The organism is Aldersonia sp. NBC_00410 (assembly GCF_026342035.1).
In the GTDB taxonomy this organism is placed as follows: Bacteria; Actinomycetota; Actinomycetes; order Mycobacteriales; family Mycobacteriaceae; genus Aldersonia.
In genome coordinates this window covers 608,321-629,782 of sequence record NZ_JAPENM010000001.1, presented here as the reverse complement: position 1 = coordinate 629,782, position 21,462 = coordinate 608,321, and the positions used below count along the sequence as shown (strand labels likewise).

Genomic DNA, 21,462 nt, shown 5'->3' with positions numbered 1-21,462 from the left:
AGTGACACGCGACGATGATGTCAGGTGGCGGGAGGCCGGGGACCGCATAGCGACGCTGCTGGATGCGAGTGCGTCCGGTGGCGCGCTCGCGCGCGAGCGTGCCGAGAAGCTGGTGCGCGAGGTCGTCGACCTCTATGGTGCCGGGCTGCAACGCATCACGTCATTGATCGACCCCGAGCTGCTGGTCAAGGACGATCTCGTCGCGAGCCTGCTGCTGGTGCATGGGCTGCACCCGCATTCGGTCGAGCGGCGCGTATCCGACGCACTCGACACCGTGCGGCCCTACCTCGGCTCGCACGGCGGTGACGTGTCGCTCATCGAAGTGGACGGTGACGTGGTGCGTTTGGAGCTGCGCGGCAGTTGCAAGACCTGCCCGTCGTCCTCGGTCACGCTCGAGCTTGCGGTCGAGGACGCGGTGCGCGCGGCGGCGCCAGAGATCGTCTCGATCGAAGTGGTTGCCGCCGAGCCGGAATCGTCGGTGATCGGAACGGACTCGCTGTTCGAGCACATTCGGCATGAGCACCACGACCATTCCTGGCACCCGGTGCCGGAGGTGGCCGCCCTCGGATCGGGCGAGGTCGGCGGCTTCGCGGTGAACGAGACGGTGTTCCTCGCTTGCCGGATCGGTCCGGATCTCTTCGCCTACCGCGACCACTGCCCGGTCTGCGACGGCAGCCTCGCGGGGTCGACGCTCGACGGCGGGATGCTGACCTGCACCTGCGGCGCCGGGTTCGACGTCGTCCATGCCGGCGCCGGATTCACCGCCCAGCACCTCGATCCGCTGCCGTTGCTCGAACGCGACGGCGTGCTCTCGTTGGCCGGGGTCGCGGGATGACGACCCCCTTCGACGTGCTCGCCAAGATTCGGGCCGGTCGCCCACCGCAACCGGTGGGGGAGCGCTGCGAGATGTGCGCCGAACAGATCGCCGACGAGCATCAGCATATCGTCAACGTCGCTGGGCGGCAGCTGATGTGCGTGTGCCGGGGCTGCTACCTGTTGTTCACCGATGAGCACGCCGAACTGCGCTACCGGTCGGTTCCGGATCGGTATCTGGCCTTTCCGGACGCGCGAATCGACTTGGCGGCGTTGCAGATCCCGGTTGGCCTGGCGTTCTTTTTCCGCAACTCGGCGCTCGATCGGATGGTCGCGTTCTATCCCGGTTCGGCCGGGGCGACGGAATCGGAGCTGTCGCTGGATTCCTGGGACGCGGTGCGTACCGCCGAACCGCGTGTCGACCTGCTCGCCGACGATGTCGAGGCGCTGCTGGTGCACGGTAAAGAGTGCTACCTGGTGCCGATCGACGCCTGCTACGAACTTGTCGGTCGGCTGCGAATGCTGTGGCGCGGATTCGACGGTGGGCAGGAAGCGAACCAGTTCATCGACGACTTCTTCGCGGGCGTCGCCGATAGGGCGAAGGTGGCGTCATGACCGAGGTGAGCTTCGCCGTCATCGACGTCGCACCCGAACCGTATGCGGTGACGCCCATGCTGACTGCACGGGTGGCGGTTACGGCCTCGTCGCCCGTGCACGCGATCGCGCTGCGCGCCCAGATCCGCATCGATCCGCTGCGGCGCAGCTACTCCGACGCCGAGGGGGCGGGCCTGCACGACCTGTTCGGGCCACGTGAGCGCTGGGCCAACACGCAGCGGACATTCCTCTGGCAGCACACGACCGCGATGGTGCCCGGCTTCACCGCGGAGACCGACGTCGCGCTGCCACTGGAATGCACCTACGACTTCGAGGTCACGGCGTCGAAGTACCTGCACGCGCTGCGCGAGGGCGCGGTTCCACTGCAGTTCCTATTCAGCGGAACGATCTTCGTCAAGGACAACGGCTTTGCCGTGCAACAGGTGCCGTGGGACCGGGACACGAACTACGACATGCCCGTTGCCGTCTGGCGCGATCTCGTCGACCAGCACTACCCGCATGCCGGATGGGTGCGGCTGAGTCACGACAATGTCACTGCGCTCGCCGAATACAAGTCGGCACACGGGCTGCTGTCGCTCGACGAGGCCGTAGAGAAGCTGCTCGCGAACGGGGACTCGCAATGAGCGCGGGAGGCTGGGAGCGAGCGCGCACCATCGCTGACGCGGTGCTGTACGAGGGGTATCTGCTCTACCCGTACCGCGCCAACTCGATGAAGAACGTCGCCCGCTTCCAGTGGGGGGTGCTCGGCGGCGACGAACCCGATTCGATGTCGGCGCAATTCATCTGTTCGGGCGAGATCTCGCTCTGCGTGCGGTTCCTGCGTTTGCGGCACAGGCAGGCGCAGGGGGACACGCCGGCGTGGGACGAGGGCGTCGAATGTGAGCTGGAGTTCGGTCCGTTCGACGTGACCGGGCTCGATGAGACGCTGCCGGTGCGCGCGGAAGCGGTCACGGGTGTAGTCGCGTTGCGCAGCGAACGGATCGGCGACCAGTGGCAGGTCAGCCTCACCGTCCGCAATCTCGATGCGGCCCAACCGATGATCGGAACGCACGTCATCGCCGAGGGCGATTTCGTCTCGCTGCTGGAGCCGCCGCCCGAGGCCGAGTCCGCGGTCGCCGCGTGTACCCAGCACCGCTGCTTTCCCGTCCTGGCCGGCAAGCCCGGTGACCACGACCTGCTGCTGATCTCGCCGATCATCCTTTACGACCATCCCGAGGTCGCCGAGCAGAGCGAGGGCGCGCTGTTCGACGCGACCGAGATCGACGAAATCCTCACGCTTCGGGTCATGACGATGACCGACGAGGAGAAGGCGCAGGCTCGCGCCACGGATCCACGCGCGGCCGCGATCATCGACCAGTGCGACGCCATGACGCCCGAGGCGATGCAAGGTCTGCACGGCACCCTGCGCGAGCCGCACGGCTTGATCCCGGAAGTCCCCAACGGCGTCGACTGGTGGGACCCGTTCGCCGACAACGCCGTCCAACCCGAACAAGATGCGGTGCTGGTGAACGGTGTGCCGGTTGCGAAAGGTAGCCGGGTGCGGCTGCATCCGTCCCGGCGTGCCGACGCGCAGGACCTGTTCTTCGCCGGCAAGACTGCCCGCGTCACGGCCGTGCACGAGGATGTCGACGGGCAGAAGCACGTCGCGGTGGTGGTCGAGGACGATCCGGCAGCCGATCTGCACGACTGGTACGGCCGTTACCTGTACTTCGCGCCAGAAGAAGTCGAACCGATAGGAGCGCAACCATGAGATTCGTCGGTGAGTTCGCAACGTTCGCGGCGGGAGCCCTCGTCGTACTGGGTGTGGTGATCGGCATCAGGTCGATCCCGGACATTCAGCGCTACCTCAAGATCCGCCAGATGTGACGCGAATACTGGTCGCCGGTATCGGCAACATCTTCCTCGGGGACGACGGATTCGGGCCCGAGGTGGTACGCCGCGCGACCGGTTCGGCGCGGGACGGTGTGCGGATCGAGGACTACGGGATCCGCGGCATGCACCTCGCGTACGACCTTCTCGACGACTGGGACGCGCTCGTGCTCATCGACGCGGTGCCATCCACCGGTCACCCCGGTGCGCTGCGGGTGTTCGAGGCCGATCACGAAACGCTGCCCGGAACACCCGGACTCGACGCGCACAGCATGGACCCGTCGGCCGTCTTCGTGAGTCTGCGCGCGCTCGGCGGCAGTCCGCCGCGCACCGTCGTCGTCGGCTGCGAGGCGGCCGATGTCGGCGAACGGATGGGGCTGAGCGAACCGGTGTCGGCCGCGGTTGGTCCCGCGGTCGAGGCGCTGGACACCGTTCTCGCGGACCTGGTGGGCTGACCGATGTGCCTCGGAATCCCCGGTCAGGTGGTGCGAATGCTCGACGGCTACGGCGACATGCTCGCGATCGTGGACGTCAACGGCACCGAACGCAAGGTCAACGTCGGAATGCTGCCGGAGGAAACGTTCGGTCCGGGCGACTGGGTGATCATTCACCTGGGTTTCGTCGTGGAACGAACCGACGAGGCTGGCGCAGAAGCCGCTCTCGGTGGACTGAAGCTGATGGGCCGAGGCGATTCGACGTGAGCCGGGGGCGGCGGAGGATCGAGGTGCGCGGCGTCGTTCAGGGCGTCGGCTTCCGTCCCTTTGTCTACACCACCGCCGCCGCGCTCGGACTGAGCGGGTCGGTGCGAAACGACCCATCCGGCGCGCTCATCGAAATCGAAGGCGAGACGGACAATCTCGACGCGTTCGTGCACACACTTGCGAGCAATCCGCCGCCGCTGGCCGTCATCGAATCCCTGACGCCTCACGACCTCCCGGCCTGCGGTGGCACCGGATTCCACATCGCGGACACGAACCAGCACGGAGCCGGCCGGACCCTCGCGTCGCCCGATGTCGCCATGTGTGCCGACTGTGGCGCCGAATTGCGCGACCCCACCAACCGGCGCTACCGACATCCGTTCATCAACTGCACCAACTGCGGCCCGCGGTTCACCATCATCGCCGCGCTGCCCTACGACCGGCCGAGCACCTCGATGTCCGGCTTCGCCATGTGCGCAGACTGCGCGCGCGAATACGCCGACCCGGCCGACCGCCGCTTCCATGCGCAGCCGATTTGCTGCCCGAACTGTGGCCCGACGCTGCGCTTCGGCGACCTCACCGGAGACGCCGCGCTCGCGGCCGCACGAGACCTGATCCGCGACGGAAAGGTCCTCGCCGTCAAGGGGATCGGCGGCTATCACTTGGCCTGCGACGCCACCGACGACGGCACTGTCACCACACTGCGGGAGCGGAAACGGCGCGGGGACAAGCCGTTCGCCGTGATGGCGCGCGACCTCGACACCGCTCGAACGCTGGTCGATATCGACGACGACCGCCTGCTCACCGGCGCGCAACGCCCAATCGTGCTGCTGCCCCGCCGACAGGACGCTCCCGTCGCCGCAGCGGTCGCACCGCACAATCCCGACCTCGGTGTCATGCTGCCCTACGCCCCGCTGCACGAACTGCTGCTCGACGGTCCCATGCCCGACGCATTGGTGATGACCTCGGGAAACCTGGCGGGCGAGCCGATCTGCCACGCCGACGACGACGCTCGCGAACGCCTGGCCGGGATCGCCGACGGATTACTCCGCCACGACCGCCCGATCCTGGTGCCCTGCGACGACTCCGTGCTGCGCCCGGAATTCCCGCTCCGGCGCTCCCGCGGTTACGCCCCGCTACCTGTGGCGCTGCCGGTGCCGGTGGCACCCACGCTCGCGGTCGGCGGTGACCTGAAGAATACGTTCGCTCTTGCCGACGGCCGCTACGCCTGGCTCAGCGGGCACATCGGCGACATGGACGATCTCGCCACCCTTTCGGCGTTCGCCACGGCCGAGCAGCACCTGGAACGACTCACCGGCGTGACTCCGACCCTGCTGGTCACCGACGCGCATCCGCGATACCGCTCCGCCGACTGGGCGCGCCGCCACGCCGGCGCCAGACCGGTTCGGACCGTGCAGCACCACCACGCCCACATCGCCGCCGTCATGGCCGAGCACGGACTCGACGGATCGCAGCGGGTCACCGGACTCGCGTTCGACGGCACCGGCTATGGACCGGATGGCGCGGTCTGGGGCGGTGAGGCGCTCCTCGCCGACTACAAGGGCTTCCACCGTCTTGCCCACCTCGCCTACGTTCCACTCGCCGGTGGCGACCTCGCCGTTCGCCGGCCGTATCGGATGGCGCTCGCACACCTGCACGCCGCGGGGATCAAGTGGGACGACGACATGCCCGCAGTGGCGGCGTGCCCGCCCGAGGAACGTCGGGTGCTGGCGCATCAACTCGACACCGGGCTCCGCTGCGTACCCACATCCAGCATGGGCCGGTTGTTCGATGCGGTCGCCGCGCTCGCGGGGGTGCGGCAGATCTCGGACTACGAGGCCCAGGCCGCAATCGAGTTCGAGGGTGTCGGACGCGGCATCGCCGCCGGCGCCTACGAATTCGGCCTCGGAACGGAAAGTTTCGATCCGGCGGCGATGTTGCGGGCAATCGTCCACGACGTGCGGACCGGGGTGGCACCGGGCGTCATCTCCGCCCGATTCCACGAAGCCGTCGCCCAGCTGATCGTCGCGCTCGCCGAGCGTGCCGGCCAGCACACCGTTGCGTTGTCCGGCGGTGTCTTCCAGAACCCGACGCTGCTGCGCCGCACGACCGCGTTGCTGTCCGAACGCGGGTTCGACGTGCTCACCCACCAGCGTGTGCCGCCCAATGACGGCGGGCTCGCGCTCGGACAACTCATGGTCGGAAACGCGAGTTAGGAGGCCGCTATGTGCCTTGCGGTACCGGGCAGGATCCTCAGCCTCGAGGATCGGGACGGCACGCTGATGTCGGAAGTCGACTTCGGCGGCGTCCGCAAAGACGTCTGCCTGCAATACATCCCGGACGCCTCCGTCGGCGAGTATGTGATGGTGCACGTCGGCTTCGCGATCCAGCGGCTCGACGAGGAATCCGCGAAACAGACGCTGGCCGAGTTCGAGCACCTCGGCGTGTTGAAGGAGGAGTTCGGCGACGGCTTCGAGATCGCCGCCAAGCAGGCCGGTCTGCCGACCCCGAACGGGAAGACCCAGCCGAATGGAAGGGCGGAGTGATGAAGTACCTCGACGAGTTCAGCAATCCCGACCTGGCCCGCAACTTGCTCGACCAGATCCACGATGCCACCGACCGGCGCTGGGCGATCATGGAAGTCTGTGGTGGGCAGACGCATTCGATCATCCGACACGGGATCGACCAGTTGCTCCCGGATGAGATCGAGATGATTCACGGTCCGGGCTGCCCGGTGTGCGTCACGCCGCTGGAGATTATCGACAAGGCCCTCGAGATCGCCTCGCGGCCGGACGTGATCTTCTGCTCGTTCGGCGACATGCTGCGCGTGCCCGGTAGTAGCAAGGACCTGTTCCGGATCAAGAGCGAGGGCGGCGACGTCCGCGTCGTCTACTCGCCGCTGGATGCGCTGAACATCGCGCGCGACAACCCCGACCGGCAAGTGGTGTTCTTCGGGATCGGCTTCGAAACCACCGCTCCCGCCAACGCGATGACCGTCTATCAAGCCAAACGGCTCGGGGTAAAGAATTTTTCGCTGCTCGTCTCGCATGTTCTGGTGCCGCCCGCGGTCGCCGCCATCATGGAGTCCCCCGACTGTCGGGTGCAAGCCTTCCTCGCCGCGGGACACGTGTGCTGTGTGATGGGCACTGCCGAATACCCGCCGCTCACCGAGAAGTACCGGGTGCCGATCGTGGTGACCGGTTTCGAGCCGCTCGACATCTTGGAGGGTATCCGCCGTACCGTCATCCAGCTCGAATCCGGGCGCCACGAAATGGAGAACGCCTATTCGCGCGCGGTCCGGCCGGAGGGCAACGAACCGGCGAAGGCGATGCTGGCCGATGTCTTCGAAGTTACCGACCGCGCGTGGCGTGGCATCGGGATGATTCCACGCAGCGGCTGGCGACTTGCGCCGAAGTACCGGGAGTTCGACGCCGAGTATCGCTTCGCCGTCGAGGACCTACACACGGCGGAGTCGTCGATCTGCCGCTCCGGTGAGGTGTTGCAGGGTCTGATCAAGCCGCACGAGTGTGCCGCATTCGGCAAGGAATGCACACCTCGAAATCCGCTGGGCGCCACTATGGTCTCCTCCGAGGGCGCGTGCGCCGCGTACTACCTGTACCGGCGGCTCGAGGTGACCAATGCCTGAAGTGTCGATCGATGCTGCCTCCATTGACCCCGGGGCGTGGGTGTGTCCCGCCCCGCTGCGGGATTCGCCGAACATCGTGATGGGTCACGGTGGTGGCGGTGCCATGTCGGCCGAACTCATCGAGCATCTGTTCCTGCCCGCGTTCGGTCCCGCCGCCGACGCCGCAATGGGTGACTCGGCGGTGGTCGAGGTGGGCGGCACGCGACTGGCGTTCTCGACAGACTCGTTCGTGGTGCGGCCACTTGTGTTCCCCGGCGGCAGCATCGGCGACCTCGCCGTCAACGGCACGGTCAACGATCTCGCGATGGCGGGCGCGCAGCCGCTGGTGCTTTCGACCGCGTTCATCCTCGAAGAGGGGACGGCACTCGACGAGATCGCGCATGTCGCCCGAGCATTGGGCACGGCCGCGCTGGCGGCGGGAGTCAAGCTCGTGACAGGGGACACCAAGGTCGTCGACGCCGGACACGGCGACGGCGTGTACGTGAACACTGCGGGGATCGGGCTGGTCGACCCGCGTGCCGATATCCGCCCCGACCGTGCGACCGCGGGCGACGCGGTGCTGATCAGCGGTGATATCGGGGTGCATGGCATTGCGGTGCTGAGCTGCCGGGAGGGGCTCGAGTTCGGCACGACCGTGTCGAGTGACACCGCCGCGCTGCACGGGCTGGTGGCGACCATGCTGGACACCGGTGCCGACGTGCATGTCTTGCGCGACCCGACCCGCGGTGGAGTTGCGGCCACGCTCAACGAGATCGCGAAGGCGGCCGGCGTCGGGGTTGAGCTCGACGAGCGGACGCTGCCGATCCCACCCGAGGTCCGCGACGCGTGCGGTCTGCTCGGACTCGACCCGCTCTATGTGGCCAACGAAGGCAAACTCGTCGCGTTCGTCCCCGCCGACAACGCCGAACGTGTCCTCGACGCGATGCGGGCGCATCCGCTCGGCACCCGCGCGACGATGATCGGCACCTGTGTCGCGGAACATCCAGGCATGGTCGTGACTCGGACCGCGCTCGGCGGCACCCGGGTGGTGGATCTGCCTGTGGGCGAGCAACTTCCGCGGATCTGCTGAATGGGCACATCGCTGCGCGAGGGTCACGAGTTGTTCGCTCGGTACGCGTTCCCGCCCAACGAGCTCGGCTACTGCGGCCCGGAGTCGGCCAGTCTTGACGAACTCGCCGACCGCGCAAGAGAATTCGACGGCGCCTGGCCGTACCTGGAGGCCATCGCGGCCGCGATCGGCACCGAACCGCTTGATCCCGCGGTCGTGCGCACCTACTGGGTCGGAAGTCCGCTGCTCGACGATCTCGATCCCGGTGTGCTACTCGCCCGGCTGCGCGCCGCGTTCGCCGGCCAGGCGACCGGGTTGCTCGCGGACGTGCCGACCGCGACCGCGCACCACAGCTTTCATGTCTGCGTTGTGTATCCGTGGGTGCGATTTCTCGGACGCGGTGATCCGGCGACGCCGCTGCGCGTGCTGCAGTCCTGTCGTATCCGCTGGGGGACGGTGCAGCACGTCAGCGGAGATGAGCTCGAACTGGTGTCGTCGCCCCTGGTCTATGACGGGCGGCGTCTCGAGCTGGGCGCACCGGCGCCCGAGGTCGTGCGGTGGCGCAAAGGTGGCTCCGCGCTCACCGCCGCGCCGGCCGGGGGCGATGTGGTCGCCGCGCACTGGGACTGGGTGTGCGGGCGGCTCGGCGACGCGGATGCCGAGGCACTGGAATGCGGTACCGCTGCGACGCTCGACCTGGTCAACCGATTGATTGCCGAAGGCTGAGTTCGGTGTTTTCTACGTCCGAACGGGGTACAGAGCCGATGTGTCCCGGCACACCGAACTAGCGACAAGTGGAGACATTACGTTTCAGATTGATGCAGACCGGCAATGCTTCGGCCAACGACCACAACCATCGGCAACCGATCTGTTCTCTGACTCGCCGGTAGGTTACGGTGACGTAGGTCAAAACGCAGAGCTCGCTCGGCTGCGCCGGGGGGAGAGTGATCAGGAGTGAAACGACGAACACCGGCGTACGCATGCCTGCTGTTCGCGATAACGATGGTGGGATCGGCGCCTGCTATCGCTGATCCGGTGGACACCGGGTCGTCCGCTCCGGAGGCTGCGCCGGAACCGGCACATGGCAGCGCCCGCGTGACCGACGTCAAGCAACTCGGGCCGCAACGCACGGCACTGTTCATCGATTCGCCGGCCATGCATCGCGTCGTGCAGGTGCAAATCCTGCACCCCGTAAACGATAAGCCGCGCCCGTCGCTGTACCTGCTCGATGGCGTCGACGCTGGCAACGATCAGAACACCTGGACCGAGCGCACCGACGCAGCGGTGTTCTTCGCCGACAAAAACGTGAACGTCGTCCTCCCGGTCGGTGGCGCGGCGAGTTACTACACCGACTGGAAGTGGATCGACCCGGTGCTCGGCGTCAATGCCTGGGAAACGTTCCTCACCGGCGAGTTGCCGTCGATCGTCGACGCGCGGTTCGACGGAACCGGCGCGAACGCGGTCGCGGGACTGTCGATGGGTGGCCATGCCGCACTCAACCTGATCACCCGCCACCCGCAGCTCTACCGCGGTGTCGCGGCCTACAGCAGCTGTCCGGATTCGACGGATGCCAATGCGCAGCAATCGGTTCGGGCGACCGTCGCGTCCCGCGGCGGTAATGCGACCAACATGTGGGGACCGGACAACGACCCCGACTGGGCGGCGCACGATCCGGTCACCAATGCCGATGCCCTGCGCGGGAAGTCGGTCTATCTGTCGGTCGGCAATGGGCTGGTCGGTCCGGGCGACCTGCAGTCCAGCACCGCACTGGTCGACTCGGCTACCGGCGTCGGGCTCGAGCTGCTCACCATGAACTGCACGCGGCAGTTCCAGGCCCGCCTCGATTCACTCCGCATCCCAGCGCAATTCGTCTATCGTCCGGTCGGGACTCACTCGTGGCCGTACTGGCAGGAGGACCTGCACAATTCGTGGCCGACCCTCGCCAAGGCCCTCGGATAGCGGGGCCGACGGCTCAACCCGCCGAGGCCGCCGCCCCGACATACTCGGCCGCCGTGCCCGGCGCGGTCGCGAACGCGAGGAACGCGTCGTTCTCCTGCGGATCGCCGATCGTCACGCGCACCCCGTCGGTGCCGTACGGACGTACCAGCACACCGAACTCGGCCGAGGCCTCGCCGAACTCGAAGGACCGCTCGCCCAGTGGCAGCCAGACGAAGTTCGCCTCGCTCGGCGGCACGGCGTAACCGGCCGAAATCAGTGCGGCGCGAACCCGCTGCCGCTCGTCGACGACGGCGTGCGTGCGGTCGAGCAATGCGTCCTGGGCCTCGAGCGACGCGAGCGCGGCCGCCTGCGCGAGCCGGTTCACGCTGAACGGGATGTGCACCTTCGCCAGCGCGCCGATGATCGCGGGGTCGCCCACGGCGTAACCCACTCGCAGGCCGGCCAGGCCGTACGCCTTCGAGAACGTCCGCAGCACCACGACATTCGGCCGGCCGCGACCGAGTTCGACGCCGTCGGGCGCATCCTCGGGCGAGATCCGGAGGTACTCGAAGTACGCCTCATCCAGCACGACTAGCACCTCGCGGGGCACCGCATCGAGGAACTGCTCGAGCGTGCGGCGCCCGACCGCGGTGCCGGTCGGGTTGTTCGGGTTGCACACGAACACCAGCCGGGTGCGGGGTGTGATCGCCGCCAGCATCGCGTCGAGGTCGTGCACGTGGTCGGGGGTCAGCGGGACCGTCACCGCCGTCGCACCGGCCACTTGCGTCACCACGGGGTAGGCCTCGAACGAGCGCCACGCGTACACGACCTCGTCGCCCGCGCCGCAGGTGATCTGCACCAATTCCTGGCACAGCGCGACGCTGCCGCAGCCGATCGTCACCTGCTCCGACGGCACGCCGAGCCGCGCGGCCAGCGCCTCCACGAGTTCGGCATTGCGGTTGTCCGGATACCGGTTCACCGTCTGCATCGCCTCGGCGACCGCACCGGCCACCCCTGGCAGCGGAGCGTGCGTCGTCTCGTTGCTGGCGAGCTTGATCGCGCCGGGGAAACTGCGGCCCGGCACATACGAGGGGATACCGGCGAGGTCTGGACGGGTGCGTGCGCTCACCGATCCAGTATGCGTGGGTGGGAATCCGCGCCGATCGGCAGGTCTGCAGGTCAACACCTCGATCGATACCCCGACCGAGACGGTTCCGTGCCAAACAATCTTCCGCACAGTTGCCCGCTGTTACCTACTCTGGTCCCATGCCGGGATTCTTCACCGACACCGCACAGTTGCGGCGTGCGGACGACGACGAACAAACCATCGAGACGGTGCCCGTCACCGCCATCGAACCCGAAGGTCACGCGCGCGGCGGCATCGTCGTGCTGCACGAATCGCGCGAGTTCACCCCCGCGCTGCTCGACTTGCTGAGCTCCCTTGCGAACGAGGGCTGGATCGCGGTTGCTCCGCACCTGTTCCATCGTGAGCCCGACGATTCCGAGAGCGAAGTATTCGGCGAGAACTTGTTCGAGGACTTCGACGCTTGCTTCGACTGGCTGACCCATCGCGGGGTGTTTCCGGACTGCATCGGTGCGCTCGGCTTCGACGACGCAGGCACCGCGGCCTTCCTGGTCGCGACGAACCGTCCGATAGGTGCGGCGGTCAGCGTCGCCGCGCGGGGGATCACCCAGCCGCTCAGCGCGGATGCGCCTGCGCTCATCGAAGCTGCTCCTTCATTGCAGGCGCCGTGGCTCGGCCTGTACGGCGGCGACGACCCGGAGACACCGGCCGAGCACGTGGAGCGGTTGCGTGACGAGGTCGGCAAGGCCGCGGTCGCAGCACACGTCGTCAGCTATGCGGGATTGCAACATCGTGCCGACCGGCCCGACCATAATGACGAAGATTTCGATGCGGACAACGACCCGTCGGTCGACGCGCAGACCCGCATCTTCGACTGGTTCGACGCCAATCTCCGCTAGGCGATGCCCGATGCCCGCTCGCGGAGGGGGCGATTTTGCTTCCCGGTTCCGGCCTGTGTAACCTTTCCCCTCGGCGGTTCGAAAGGACCGGTGCCTCGCAAGAAGGCTCAGGAGGCGTGCCAGAGCGGCCGAATGGGACTCACTGCTAATGAGTTGTCCCTTCACGGGGACCGGAGGTTCAAATCCTCTCGCCTCCGCCACGTCGGTGTTTCGACACCGCCCGTGACACAGTTGGTACTTCGGTACCACTGACAACAACTGAAGACCGGCGCCCGTAGCTCAACGGATAGAGCATCTGACTACGGATCAGAAGGTTAGGGGTTCGAATCCCTTCGGGCGCACAGCGAAAGCCCTCGACCAGGTGTCGGGGGCTTCTTCGTGCATCGGCAGATGTTGGGCACAGCCGCGGCTTTCGGTGGCAGTAGTGCAGTCGGCACCCGACTATCGTGCACAACTGGCGAGCGTCGGGGGCGAGCGCACACCCGGCCTCGAATCCGCACCGCCGCGATCGCGGGGGTGTCGACGTAAGTCGGAGTGCGCGGCGTGGGATCAGTAGGTATACGGCGCGCCTGCGACACCGAGATCGGGGCAACGTCCGGCGAGCAAGACGCCGGAGCCGTGGGCGGGAACGAACGCCGTGGCGAGGACGGTCGAGCCGTTCGGACAGGTTGCCGTTCCGGTGATCGTCCGATCCATATTCGAGTTGTTGGTACACGTGCTGTACACGCACGTCACCCCCGGGGCGAGCGCCGAGGCCACGCCTCCAGCTCCCACGATCGCTCCCGCTGCGACCGTTGTCGCCCCCAGAATTGTGAAGCAAATCCGTCTCAACACGCTCTCCACCCCTGCCGCCGAGTAGTCCGCCTTCGATCCGAGCCGGCACGTTTCAAGATCGGATTTTACGCCCGTTTCGGGCATCTGACCTGCATAAATACGTGGAGAAGTACTGGCTACGGCCCGGCGATCGGCTGACTGGACCGATCGTGCCCGGTAGTCACCGGGATTGCCACAATGGGCCCGCCCAACCGCTCCCGCAGCTAACTTTTCGATATCGGTTGCCGGGAAGCGGCGGTGGGCCTGAATTGGTGAACGGTTTTCCTCGAATCGGCTCCGGCAGTTCCGCTGTCGCTGCCGGAATCACGCGGATCCCTCAGCGCGGTGGGATTCACCGCAGCACACCTGCTTCCGACCTGGGGATTCTTCAGCGACAGTTTCATCAACGCGCCTCCGGCGGCCCGCGTCACCTGGTTTTCGTGGGTAACCGCATTGGTCGAAATTGTCGCTGACATCGCCTTCGCTGTAGTCGGTTTCGCCGTAATCAGGACACGGCGACGCTACCGGTTCGCGGCTGGTGCAGCATCGCCTGCGCAAGTGCGTACAGGTCATCCGCGAGATGTGGGCGACGGGCCACCGCGCGTGAGCGCACCGCCTCGTTGACCATGCCCACGATGCCCTGCACCATCGCGGTCGCCTCGGCGCCATTGCGGTCCGGGCGCACCGTTGCCAGGCAGTGCGTCCACTCTTCGGCGATGAGTTGCTGAGTGCGCCGCCGCTGTTGCATGGCGTCCGCCGAGATGTGGTGCCACTCGGTGGCGGTCACCGCGAACAGGTCGGAGTTGGCGACGGCGATGTCGATATAGGAACGGACGAGCCGGTCCAGCGCCTCGACTGCCGAGGTCGCACTGGCGAGCTGTTCGTTCATGCCGATGGTGACCCGTTCGCCGGCTCGCAGGATTGCGGTCGCGAGGATGTCCTCCTTGTTCTTGAAATGCCGGTACGGTGCCGCGGCAGTAACTCCCACAGCCTCGGCAATCTCGGCCATCGACACACCGCGGAAGCCACGCTCGCGGAACAATGCGATTGCCGTACCGAGGATTTGCTCGCGTCGCGAGGAGCGCTCCCACAGTCTGCTGTCGGTCGTAGGGGCCGTTTCCGGACTGCACGCGGCCAGCTGTACGCACAGCATGTCGTTGAGCGCAGTCGATGCATGCGCGCTGATGCGTGGTCGCGGCACGTTGCGCAGGCCGCGCGCGAACCCGAGTAGCACACCGGCACCGGCCCGGACATAGAGGCCGGAATCGGCTGGATCGAGGTTCGGATGCGCGGCGGCGAAGGCCGGTACGGCCATTTGCCCGAGCCGACCCCAGCGTCCGGAGATCTGTTCGCGCCGTTCGTCGTTGAGGCTCCACATGTGCCGGATCGTGACCGTCAATTCGGACGGGTAGTCGAGCGCTACGTCGACCACGTCATCGATGAGCAGGCGGCTGGTGACGTCGGGATTCGCAGATTCGGTCTCCCGGAGCGCTCCGCTAGTTGCGGCAAGTAGTCGGTCGAGGAACTCGGCCCCGATCTCGAACAGGATCGCTTCCTTGCCGGTGACGTGCCGATACAGTGCGGGCCCGCTGATCCCGATGTCGGCACCGATATCATCGATACTGACCCCGGTGTAACCGCGCAGCTGGAACAACCGAGCCGAGCGCCGCAGGATTTCGGCCCGCCGTGCTGCTGCGGGGAGTCGGGCCGTGCGCGCGCGAGTGGCTGCGCCCGAGGTGCGTCCCGCGTCGGGGGTCTTCACCCGGCGACTATATGCAAACGGTCCTTCATCGTCGAATGCTATCGCAATAGCCGCCTACTGGCGCAGTGCTGAGTTCTGGTTAACGATTAGTGATGCAAACGGAGCTCCCTGAGCTGTGCCTGCGCGCCGCGTACTAGAACACGTTCCAGTCGACTGCTAGCCTGGCTGCAGCTTTACGAAAGGAGCGACGGTGGCCTCGAACAAACCCCTCGACGGCAGGGTGGCGCTGGTGACCGGCGCGGCACGCGGGCAGGGCCGCTCCCACGCGATTCGCCTGGCGGAAGACGGTGCGGACATCATCGCCGTCGATATCTGCCGGCCGGTCGCGGAGTCGATCACCTACCCGGCGGCCACTTCCGATGACCTCGCCGAGACGGTGCAGGCCGTGGAGGCAACCGGCCGCAAGGTGCTCGCGCACGAGGCCGATATCCGCGATCTTGCCGCGCTGCAGCAGGTCGTCGCCGCTGGTGTCGAGCAGTTCGGCCGACTCGACATTGTGGTAGCCAATGCCGGCGTATTGAGCTGGGGCCGGATATTCGAGATGTCCGAGGAACAGTGGGACACCGTCGTCGACGTCAACCTCAACGGCACCTGGCGCACCATTCGGGCGGCCGTGCCCGCGATGATCGAGGCCGGCAACGGCGGCTCGATCATCGTGGTGAGTTCGTCGGCGGGCCTGAAGGCCACCCCGGGCAACTCGCACTACTCCGCTTCCAAGCACGGACTCGTCGCGCTGACGAACGCGCTGGCGCTCGAGGTGGGCGAGTTCGGAATCCGGGTCAACTCGATTCACCCCTATTCGGTCGATACGCCCATGATCGAGCGCGAAGCAATGATGGCGGTGTTCGGCAAGCACCCCAGCTACATCCACAGCTTCGCACCGATGCCGCTGCGCCCGGTCAACCACGAAGGCAAGAGCGGACTGAAGGAATTCCTCACGCCCGCAGAGGTTTCCGATGTGGTGTCCTGGCTTGCGGGCGACGGCTCCTCGACGATCACCGGTAGCCAGATTGCCGTCGACCGGGGGACGATGAAGTACTGACCGCTACACCGGGTGGTCTGCCGCGGCGAGGCAGAACTCCATCAGTCCGGCACCGACATCGGCGAGGTTCTGGTGGTACTCGGTGAGCGTGGGGTAGAAATTCGTCGGATACCCGAATTCCATGGTGAAACCGTGGGCTTTGCTGTGATCCGGATTGATCCAGGAGCGGCTGTAGGCGTAGTCGTCGCTCGCGCCGGACGTCGCGTAGAGGTCGGCCGCGGGTATCGGGCGGAATGGCCGGCCGCCGACTGCGGCCATCGCTGCCGCGGTGCGCCGGGCAACGTTCTTGATCCGCCCGAGGTCGGCTTCGGGTAACCACTCGCGATAGTCGTTGGTGGTCAGCACTCCTCGCGCTCCATCCCAGCGTGGATCGAAGAACCGCATCCCTTCATCGCCGACCTGGTCGTCATCATCGCCCCAGTTGTAGAGGATGTCGCCGACCGCGGAGTGGATATCCATGTACCAGTTCAGCCGCGGGAACCGGTCGAAGACCCACCCGACATTGCGTGTCTCGGGCTCGGAGAACGGCGCCGTGCCGTGGAATGTCTCCGCGCTCGGATCGTCGGAGGCGAGTGCGGAATTGCCGGTGATCGACGGGTCGAAGTGGGTGCGGTAGTCCCAGAGAAAGTCGTAATTGCGGTTGATGTCGACGCCGATGGACTTGGCCGATCCGGGAATCGCGCTGGCCGGGTTGCGGTTCTTGCGCCATAGGGTGTCGGTCCGCTGATCCCAAGCGACGCCGTCCGGGTTGACCAGGGGGAAGAACACGATCCCGGTGTTGAGCGCCTTGTGCACGTCGGCGTTGCTGTAGCTGCGGGCGCCGAACGTGATTCCGGTACCGAACTTGTTGGCGTGCAGCAGGTCTGCGATGAAATAGATCAACGCGTCCGGTCCGCCGCGCTCGCGTGCGTGCACGCCGGCGGTGAAATAGACGTGGTACAGATCGGGGTCGACATCGCCGATCTGTCCGCCGGTACTCGGGCGGCCCTCGGCGGTACCGTTCGGCAGGGTGAAGGTGGGGATGCCGTACTCGTTCACGAGTCCGTCTATGGCCGAGCCGATTTCGTCGACGTTGAGGATCGGGCCGACATCGTCGCCTTGGCCTTCGCGGCGGGTGCCGACACCCTGCGGGGCGCGCTGGCCGCCCTCGAACCGATCGCCGGTGCCGATGGGTGCGTTATCCCGGTCGCGGACATCGAACCGAATGTCGACCTCGATTCCGGCGTCCCGCAGCGTGTCGAGATCGGTGGGGGAGAGCAGAGCGGGCACCTCGAAACCCCTATCGGTCGGGAGCGCGACCGGGCGGCACCCGTAATCGAGCGGATAGCGGCGCACGATATCGAACGCCGTCTCCCGGTCGGGTGCGGTGATCCGCGCGGAGATGCGGGTATCGGACGGGTCGATTGGCTCGCTCATGTGACCAGCATCCCGGCTGCGGGTGGCGGGAAACAGAGTAACGCGCTACTCGTTTCGCCGCCGCGGCACCGGGTCGCGGTCATGCGACCACGCAGCGGGCGGCGTTGGCGCGTCCAACGCCTCAGCAGGATCGTTGCCCCCCCAGCATGATCCAAGTCCATCGAGCAGCACCGACAAGTTTCGTCGGCTTTCGCCAGACCTAGCAGTTACTCGGCGCAGGCGCCCCCTGGAACCGCTGCTCCAGGTAGTTGAGCGCAGTCGGCAATCCGAGCACAGCGGCGGTGAGGTGATCCGGGACGGGGTAGGTGTCGGACTGCACGCGTACGCCCGCTCCGCAGTACCGGCTGATGGTGTTGAGGATGGAGTCGATCGGAATCAGTCCGTCGATCGGCGAATGCCACTCGTAGATCGGGATGTTCGGCACCTCGGAGTACAGCTCGAGGCTGTTCTCATCGGCGATCGACCATGCCTTGGGGTCGCTGGTGAGTTCCAGCGTCGAGGCGAGCTCGGGGACGCTGTGGCCGGCGCCGGCCGCCAGAATGTCGTTGGTGCAGGCGTTCGCGATCTTGTTGCGAATGTCGATCCCGAGCGGGTTCAGCTGCTCGCTGAGCGGGAACCGGTCGGGGTACTCGCGTTCCAGGCCGATCGCGGCCGCCATCGCCAAGCCGAACGCCGGGTGCGGACTGAAGCCGAGCTGACGGGCCATTTTGGTGATGTTCGCCGGCACACCGCCTTCCGCCGCACCGACGATCTTCAGGTCCGGTGCGTATTTCGGGGCGAGCGCAGCCGCCCATGCGGTGGCCATGCCGCCGCCGGAGTACCCGGCCATCGCGACGGGGCTGGCCGCCAGTCCGAGCTCGCTGACCCGCTGTGCGGCGCGGATGTTGTCGAGCACGATCTGGCCGCCGAGCTTCGCGGCACCGTAGGCCGCATTCGGGCCGAGATGATCCGGAAGCAGGATCGACCAGCCGCGCGTCAGCACGACGTTGAGCGCAGGTGCTTCCCGCACGACGAGGTTTGGATCATTGGTGTACAGCGTCGACGAGGGTGAACACTGCGTGCCGAGTCCGTTGATGATGTGCTGATACGACAGCAACGGGCCACCCGGCTGCCGGTTCGCCGGCAGCAGCGCGAGCGTGGTCGCCGCGATCGGCCTGCCCTCGGAGCTCGTGGAGCGGAACTTGATCTGTACGACGCCGACGCCCGGGAATGCCGCGATGGGCGGCATCGGGCGCACCGCAAGGACGTCCCCGGGACGCTTACCCGCCAGATCCGGTGGCTGCACGTAGAACGGGTCGGGATTGAGGATCGGATAGATGGGCTGGGCGCCGGCGGGCGCCGGCGACACCACCATCGCCAGTGCCACCGTCAGGCACGCCAAGAACGCCGCGCGCAGCGGCAGACTGCGAAAAATCCGTTCGGTCACACCGAAACCTCATTCCCGAATCAAGCGATCGAGCGAACAACATATAGCGCCGACGAGCAGTGTGCACGGGTTGCTCCCGGTTTGCTCTCGGCGCTTAGGGGTTGAGGGTAATCGTCGATGAAATCGCCCTCGACCGCAACGAGAAGGAGCCGTGCACTCGCCTAACTACCCGAAAGTGTCGCGATTCACACCAGTCGGATCAAGGTGATGTAGCCAAATATACTTGCTTGCCGCAAGTATCCACCTATATAGTTGCGGAAGTTAATTAACTGTCCGTTTCCATCGTGTGAGGGGGTGCCATGCCGTTACCACCCGAAACCGCGGAGCACTTCATCGATGAGCTGTTCCGGCTCGGTCGTTCGATGCGTGGCGCGCTCGCCCCCGACGATGGGACCGATCTACTGCCCGGATCCGCGGCGGTCCTGCTCACCCTCGCCATTTACGGCGAGAGCCGGCAGAACGCGCTCGCCGACGAACTGTTCATCACGCCGTCGGCGCTCAGCAGACAGCTCGCCGAACTTGTCGGCCGCGGCTACGTCGATCGGACCACCGATCCCGAAGACGGCCGGGCCTCGCTCGTGCGGGTCAGTTCCGCCGGATACGAACTACTGCAAAACCTGCGACGCATGCGCGCGGAGCGACTCCAGCATGCGCTCGCCGATTGGTCGGAAACCGAGGCCATGAAGGCGTTCGACACCGTCCAGAAATTGAGCAAGACCCTTTGCCAGCACGCCCAGACCAACCATGCCCAGCGCCGGTTCGGCGCGCTCATGGCTGCCTCGAACGAAAGATAACTGTCGAATGTCGATAGCAACCGAACCGGTGACGCAGCGCGATCCGAACGCGATGTCACACCGCCAGATTCTCGAGTCGCTCGTTGGCCTGCTCGCGGCGCTGTTCACGGCGCTGCTGAGTTCGACGATCGTCGCGACCGCACTGCCGACCATCATCGCCGACCTCAACGGCACGCAGACCGCCTACTCCTGGGTGATCACCACGGCGTTGCTCACCACCGCCGCCTCGACCCCGATCTGGGGCAAGCTGGCCGACCTGTTCAATAAGAAGTCCCTGGTCCAGATCGCCATTGTCATCTTTGTATGCGGTTCGATCTTCGCCGGCTTCGCGCACAACGTGCCGCTGTTGCTCGCCGCCCGCGCCGTGCAGGGTGTCGGCATGGGTGGTTTGACCGCGCTGGTCGTGGCCATCATCGGCACGATCGTCGCGCCGCGTGACCGCGGCCGGTACTCCGGCTACATGGGTGCCGTCACGGCCGTTTCGATGTCCGGCGGCCCGATCCTCGGCGGCGTCATCGTGGACAGCCCGCTCGGCTGGCGCTGGTGCTTCTTCGTCTGCATCCCGCTCGCCGTGATCGCCCTGTTCTTGCTTCAGCGCACCCTGCACATCACCACCGTCCGCAAGGACGACGTCTCGATCGACTGGCTCGGCGCACTGCTGATGACCGCCGGTGTGTCGACCCTGCTGATCTGGGTGTCGTTCGCAGGTGACTCCTACGCCTGGATGTCGGAGCAAACGGTGATCCTGGTCGGTGCAGGCGTTGCGCTGCTCGCGGCGACGATCTTCGTGGAGATGAAGGCCAAGGCGCCGATCATCCCACTCAAGATCGTCACCGAACGCACCACCGGACTCGCGATAATCTCCTCCGTCGCGGTCGGTGTCGGCCTGTTCGGCGCGACCACCTTCCTCGGTCAGTACTTCCAGATCGCCCGCGGCTTTTCGCCCGCCGACGCGGGCTTGCTCACCATCCCGCTCGTCGTCGGCATGCTGCTCGGCTCGGTGATCTCCGGTCAGATCATCACTCGCACCGGCAAGTGGAAGGCCTTCGTCGTGTTCGGCGCCGCGCTGCTGGTCATCGGGTTCGGCCTGCTCGGCACGATCGATCACCAGACCAGCCTGTGGCTGTTGGGCGTGTTCATGCTGACCGTCGGCTTCGGTGTCGGCAACCTGTTGCAGAACCTGGTGCTGGCCGTGCAGAACACCGTCAGCGTGCAGAACGTCGGTGCCGCCTCCAGCAGCGTCGCGTTCTTCCGCACCTTCGGCGGCGCAGTGGGAGTGTCGGTGCTCGGCTCCATGCTGGCCACCCGGGTCGCCGATCTGTCCGCCGCCGGCCTGGCCAACCTGGGCATCAGCGGCGGCGGAGGCGGCGGCAGCCTCGACCTCGCGGCGTTGCCTGCCCCGGTGCAGGAAATCATGCGTGCCGCCTACGGCGACGCCACCGGCCGGATCTTCATGATCGCCGCCGCCGTGGCAGTGGTGACCCTGGTCGCCGTGGTGCTGCTGCCGAACCGGCCGCTAAGGCGCACGATCGATATCGAGCCGAGTGACGACGCCCAGCTCGTCGACATGACGAAGGAAACGGTCGCCGCTCGCTAGCG

At 66.5% G+C, this 21,462-nt stretch carries 21 protein-coding genes and 2 tRNA genes; 18 read left to right on the top strand and 5 right to left on the bottom strand.

Translation table 11 applies throughout. The features are described from left to right. Window position 1: 1 nt before the first annotated feature. The 12 genes from OG921_RS02970 (at window position 2) to OG921_RS02915 (ending at window position 10,648) form a co-directional block, all read left to right on the top strand. Window positions 2-835: a NifU family protein gene (locus OG921_RS02970; protein ID WP_266110836.1), complete on the top strand. Its 834-nt coding sequence runs from the start codon at window positions 2-4 to the stop codon at window positions 833-835. Next, window positions 832-1,428: a DUF5947 family protein gene (locus tag OG921_RS02965; protein WP_266110835.1), complete on the top strand. Its 597-nt coding sequence runs from the start codon at window positions 832-834 to the stop codon at window positions 1,426-1,428. Before OG921_RS02970 ends, OG921_RS02965 begins: the two co-directional genes overlap by 4 nt. Continuing rightward, window positions 1,425-2,051, top strand: a complete 627-nt coding sequence (locus tag OG921_RS02960; protein ID WP_266110834.1) for a DUF6084 family protein — start codon at window positions 1,425-1,427, stop codon at window positions 2,049-2,051. The genes OG921_RS02965 and OG921_RS02960 overlap by 4 nt, the downstream gene beginning before the upstream one ends. Continuing rightward, the gene (locus OG921_RS02955) at window positions 2,048-3,178 is read left to right on the top strand and encodes a hypothetical protein (protein WP_266110833.1); all 1,131 of its coding nucleotides are present in this window, start codon (window positions 2,048-2,050) and stop codon (window positions 3,176-3,178) included. Before OG921_RS02960 ends, OG921_RS02955 begins: the two co-directional genes overlap by 4 nt. A 112-nt stretch (window positions 3,179-3,290) precedes the next feature. Continuing rightward, window positions 3,291-3,752, top strand: coding sequence for a hydrogenase maturation protease (locus tag OG921_RS02950; RefSeq protein ID WP_266110832.1), 462 nt, complete (start codon window positions 3,291-3,293; stop codon window positions 3,750-3,752). Between the two features lie 3 nt (window positions 3,753-3,755). Further along, complete coding sequence (locus tag OG921_RS02945; protein ID WP_266110831.1) at window positions 3,756-3,998, top strand: HypC/HybG/HupF family hydrogenase formation chaperone; 243 nt, start codon at window positions 3,756-3,758, stop codon at window positions 3,996-3,998. Continuing rightward, window positions 3,995-6,211 (top strand): carbamoyltransferase HypF, encoded by a 2,217-nt coding sequence (hypF, locus tag OG921_RS02940; protein ID WP_266110830.1) that lies wholly within the window; start codon window positions 3,995-3,997, stop codon window positions 6,209-6,211. The genes OG921_RS02945 and hypF overlap by 4 nt, the downstream gene beginning before the upstream one ends. Window positions 6,212-6,220: 9 nt before the next feature. Next, a complete protein-coding gene (locus OG921_RS02935; RefSeq protein WP_266110829.1) occupies window positions 6,221-6,541 on the top strand; it encodes a HypC/HybG/HupF family hydrogenase formation chaperone in 321 nt (106 codons plus the stop codon). Further along, window positions 6,541-7,641, top strand: coding sequence for a hydrogenase formation protein HypD (gene hypD, locus OG921_RS02930; RefSeq protein ID WP_266110828.1), 1,101 nt, complete (start codon window positions 6,541-6,543; stop codon window positions 7,639-7,641). Before OG921_RS02935 ends, hypD begins: the two co-directional genes overlap by 1 nt. After that, the gene (gene hypE, locus OG921_RS02925; RefSeq protein ID WP_266110827.1) at window positions 7,634-8,710 is read left to right on the top strand and encodes a hydrogenase expression/formation protein HypE; all 1,077 of its coding nucleotides are present in this window, start codon (window positions 7,634-7,636) and stop codon (window positions 8,708-8,710) included. The genes hypD and hypE overlap by 8 nt, the downstream gene beginning before the upstream one ends. Further along, window positions 8,711-9,415 (top strand): DUF6390 family protein, encoded by a 705-nt coding sequence (locus OG921_RS02920; RefSeq protein WP_266110826.1) that lies wholly within the window; start codon window positions 8,711-8,713, stop codon window positions 9,413-9,415. Window positions 9,416-9,691: 276 nt separating this feature from the next. Continuing rightward, window positions 9,692-10,648, top strand: coding sequence for an alpha/beta hydrolase family protein (locus OG921_RS02915; protein ID WP_266111042.1), 957 nt, complete (start codon window positions 9,692-9,694; stop codon window positions 10,646-10,648). A gap of 13 nt (window positions 10,649-10,661) precedes the next feature. On the opposite strand, the gene hisC is transcribed toward OG921_RS02915, so the two are convergent. Next, window positions 10,662-11,756, bottom strand: a complete 1,095-nt coding sequence (gene hisC, locus OG921_RS02910) for a histidinol-phosphate transaminase (protein WP_266110825.1) — start codon at window positions 11,754-11,756, stop codon at window positions 10,662-10,664. A gap of 137 nt (window positions 11,757-11,893) precedes the next feature. On the opposite strand from hisC, the gene OG921_RS02905 reads away from it, so the two are divergent. From OG921_RS02905 to OG921_RS02895, 3 genes are all read left to right on the top strand, one after another. Beyond that, entirely contained in the window at window positions 11,894-12,610 is a 717-nt protein-coding gene (locus OG921_RS02905) for a dienelactone hydrolase family protein (RefSeq protein ID WP_266110824.1), read from the top strand. 110 nt (window positions 12,611-12,720) lie between these two features. Then, a tRNA-Ser gene (locus OG921_RS02900) sits at window positions 12,721-12,810 on the top strand. 68 nt (window positions 12,811-12,878) lie between these two features. Then, a tRNA-Arg gene (locus OG921_RS02895) sits at window positions 12,879-12,951 on the top strand. A gap of 208 nt (window positions 12,952-13,159) precedes the next feature. Here the strand turns inward: OG921_RS02895 and OG921_RS02890 are convergent. Together OG921_RS02890 and OG921_RS02885 are read right to left on the bottom strand one after the other, a co-directional pair. After that, complete coding sequence (locus tag OG921_RS02890; RefSeq protein ID WP_266110823.1) at window positions 13,160-13,384, bottom strand: hypothetical protein; 225 nt, start codon at window positions 13,382-13,384, stop codon at window positions 13,160-13,162. A gap of 544 nt (window positions 13,385-13,928) precedes the next feature. Beyond that, complete coding sequence (locus OG921_RS02885) at window positions 13,929-15,185, bottom strand: TetR/AcrR family transcriptional regulator (protein WP_266110822.1); 1,257 nt, start codon at window positions 15,183-15,185, stop codon at window positions 13,929-13,931. Between the two features lie 190 nt (window positions 15,186-15,375). Here OG921_RS02885 and OG921_RS02880 point away from each other — a divergent pair, with 190 nt between their 5' ends. Next, on the top strand, window positions 15,376-16,227 hold the full coding sequence (locus OG921_RS02880) for a mycofactocin-coupled SDR family oxidoreductase (protein WP_266110821.1): 852 nt from the start codon (window positions 15,376-15,378) through the stop codon (window positions 16,225-16,227). 3 nt (window positions 16,228-16,230) lie between these two features. Here OG921_RS02880 and OG921_RS02875 read toward each other — a convergent pair whose 3' ends face one another. Together OG921_RS02875 and OG921_RS02870 are read right to left on the bottom strand one after the other, a co-directional pair. Further along, on the bottom strand, window positions 16,231-17,643 hold the full coding sequence (locus OG921_RS02875) for a M14 family zinc carboxypeptidase (RefSeq protein WP_266110820.1): 1,413 nt from the start codon (window positions 17,641-17,643) through the stop codon (window positions 16,231-16,233). 199 nt (window positions 17,644-17,842) lie between these two features. Then, entirely contained in the window at window positions 17,843-18,997 is a 1,155-nt protein-coding gene (locus tag OG921_RS02870; protein ID WP_266111041.1) for a lipase family protein, read from the bottom strand. Between the two features lie 371 nt (window positions 18,998-19,368). Here OG921_RS02870 and OG921_RS02865 point away from each other — a divergent pair, with 371 nt between their 5' ends. Beyond that, window positions 19,369-19,863 carry a MarR family winged helix-turn-helix transcriptional regulator gene (locus tag OG921_RS02865; RefSeq protein ID WP_266110819.1) on the top strand — a complete coding sequence of 165 codons (495 nt, stop codon included), beginning with the start codon at window positions 19,369-19,371 and terminating at the stop codon, window positions 19,861-19,863. 7 nt (window positions 19,864-19,870) lie between these two features. Next, complete coding sequence (locus OG921_RS02860) at window positions 19,871-21,460, top strand: MDR family MFS transporter (RefSeq protein WP_266110818.1); 1,590 nt, start codon at window positions 19,871-19,873, stop codon at window positions 21,458-21,460. Window positions 21,461-21,462: the final 2 nt, after the last annotated feature.

What these genes read in the sequence shown, in the direction of transcription:
- OG921_RS02965 (WP_266110835.1), top strand. Translation starts at nt 832, where the DNA reads ATGACGACCCCCTTCGACGTGCTCGCCAAGATTCGGGCCGGTCGCCCA.
- OG921_RS02960 (WP_266110834.1), top strand. Translation starts at nt 1,425, where the DNA reads ATGACCGAGGTGAGCTTCGCCGTCATCGACGTCGCACCCGAACCGTAT.
- OG921_RS02955 (WP_266110833.1), top strand. Translation starts at nt 2,048, where the DNA reads ATGAGCGCGGGAGGCTGGGAGCGAGCGCGCACCATCGCTGACGCGGTG.
- OG921_RS02945 (WP_266110831.1), top strand. Translation starts at nt 3,756, where the DNA reads ATGTGCCTCGGAATCCCCGGTCAGGTGGTGCGAATGCTCGACGGCTAC.
- OG921_RS02935 (WP_266110829.1), top strand. Translation starts at nt 6,221, where the DNA reads ATGTGCCTTGCGGTACCGGGCAGGATCCTCAGCCTCGAGGATCGGGAC.
- hypD (WP_266110828.1), top strand. Translation starts at nt 6,541, where the DNA reads ATGAAGTACCTCGACGAGTTCAGCAATCCCGACCTGGCCCGCAACTTG.
- hypE (WP_266110827.1), top strand. Translation starts at nt 7,634, where the DNA reads ATGCCTGAAGTGTCGATCGATGCTGCCTCCATTGACCCCGGGGCGTGG.
- OG921_RS02920 (WP_266110826.1), top strand. Translation starts at nt 8,711, where the DNA reads ATGGGCACATCGCTGCGCGAGGGTCACGAGTTGTTCGCTCGGTACGCG.
- OG921_RS02915 (WP_266111042.1), top strand. Translation starts at nt 9,692, where the DNA reads ATGGTGGGATCGGCGCCTGCTATCGCTGATCCGGTGGACACCGGGTCG.
- OG921_RS02905 (WP_266110824.1), top strand. Translation starts at nt 11,894, where the DNA reads ATGCCGGGATTCTTCACCGACACCGCACAGTTGCGGCGTGCGGACGAC.
- OG921_RS02875 (WP_266110820.1), bottom strand. Translation starts at nt 17,643, where the DNA reads ATGAGCGAGCCAATCGACCCGTCCGATACCCGCATCTCCGCGCGGATC.
- OG921_RS02870 (WP_266111041.1), bottom strand. Translation starts at nt 18,997, where the DNA reads ATGGTGGTGTCGCCGGCGCCCGCCGGCGCCCAGCCCATCTATCCGATC.
- OG921_RS02865 (WP_266110819.1), top strand. Translation starts at nt 19,369, where the DNA reads ATGCCGTTACCACCCGAAACCGCGGAGCACTTCATCGATGAGCTGTTC.
- OG921_RS02860 (WP_266110818.1), top strand. Translation starts at nt 19,871, where the DNA reads ATGTCGATAGCAACCGAACCGGTGACGCAGCGCGATCCGAACGCGATG.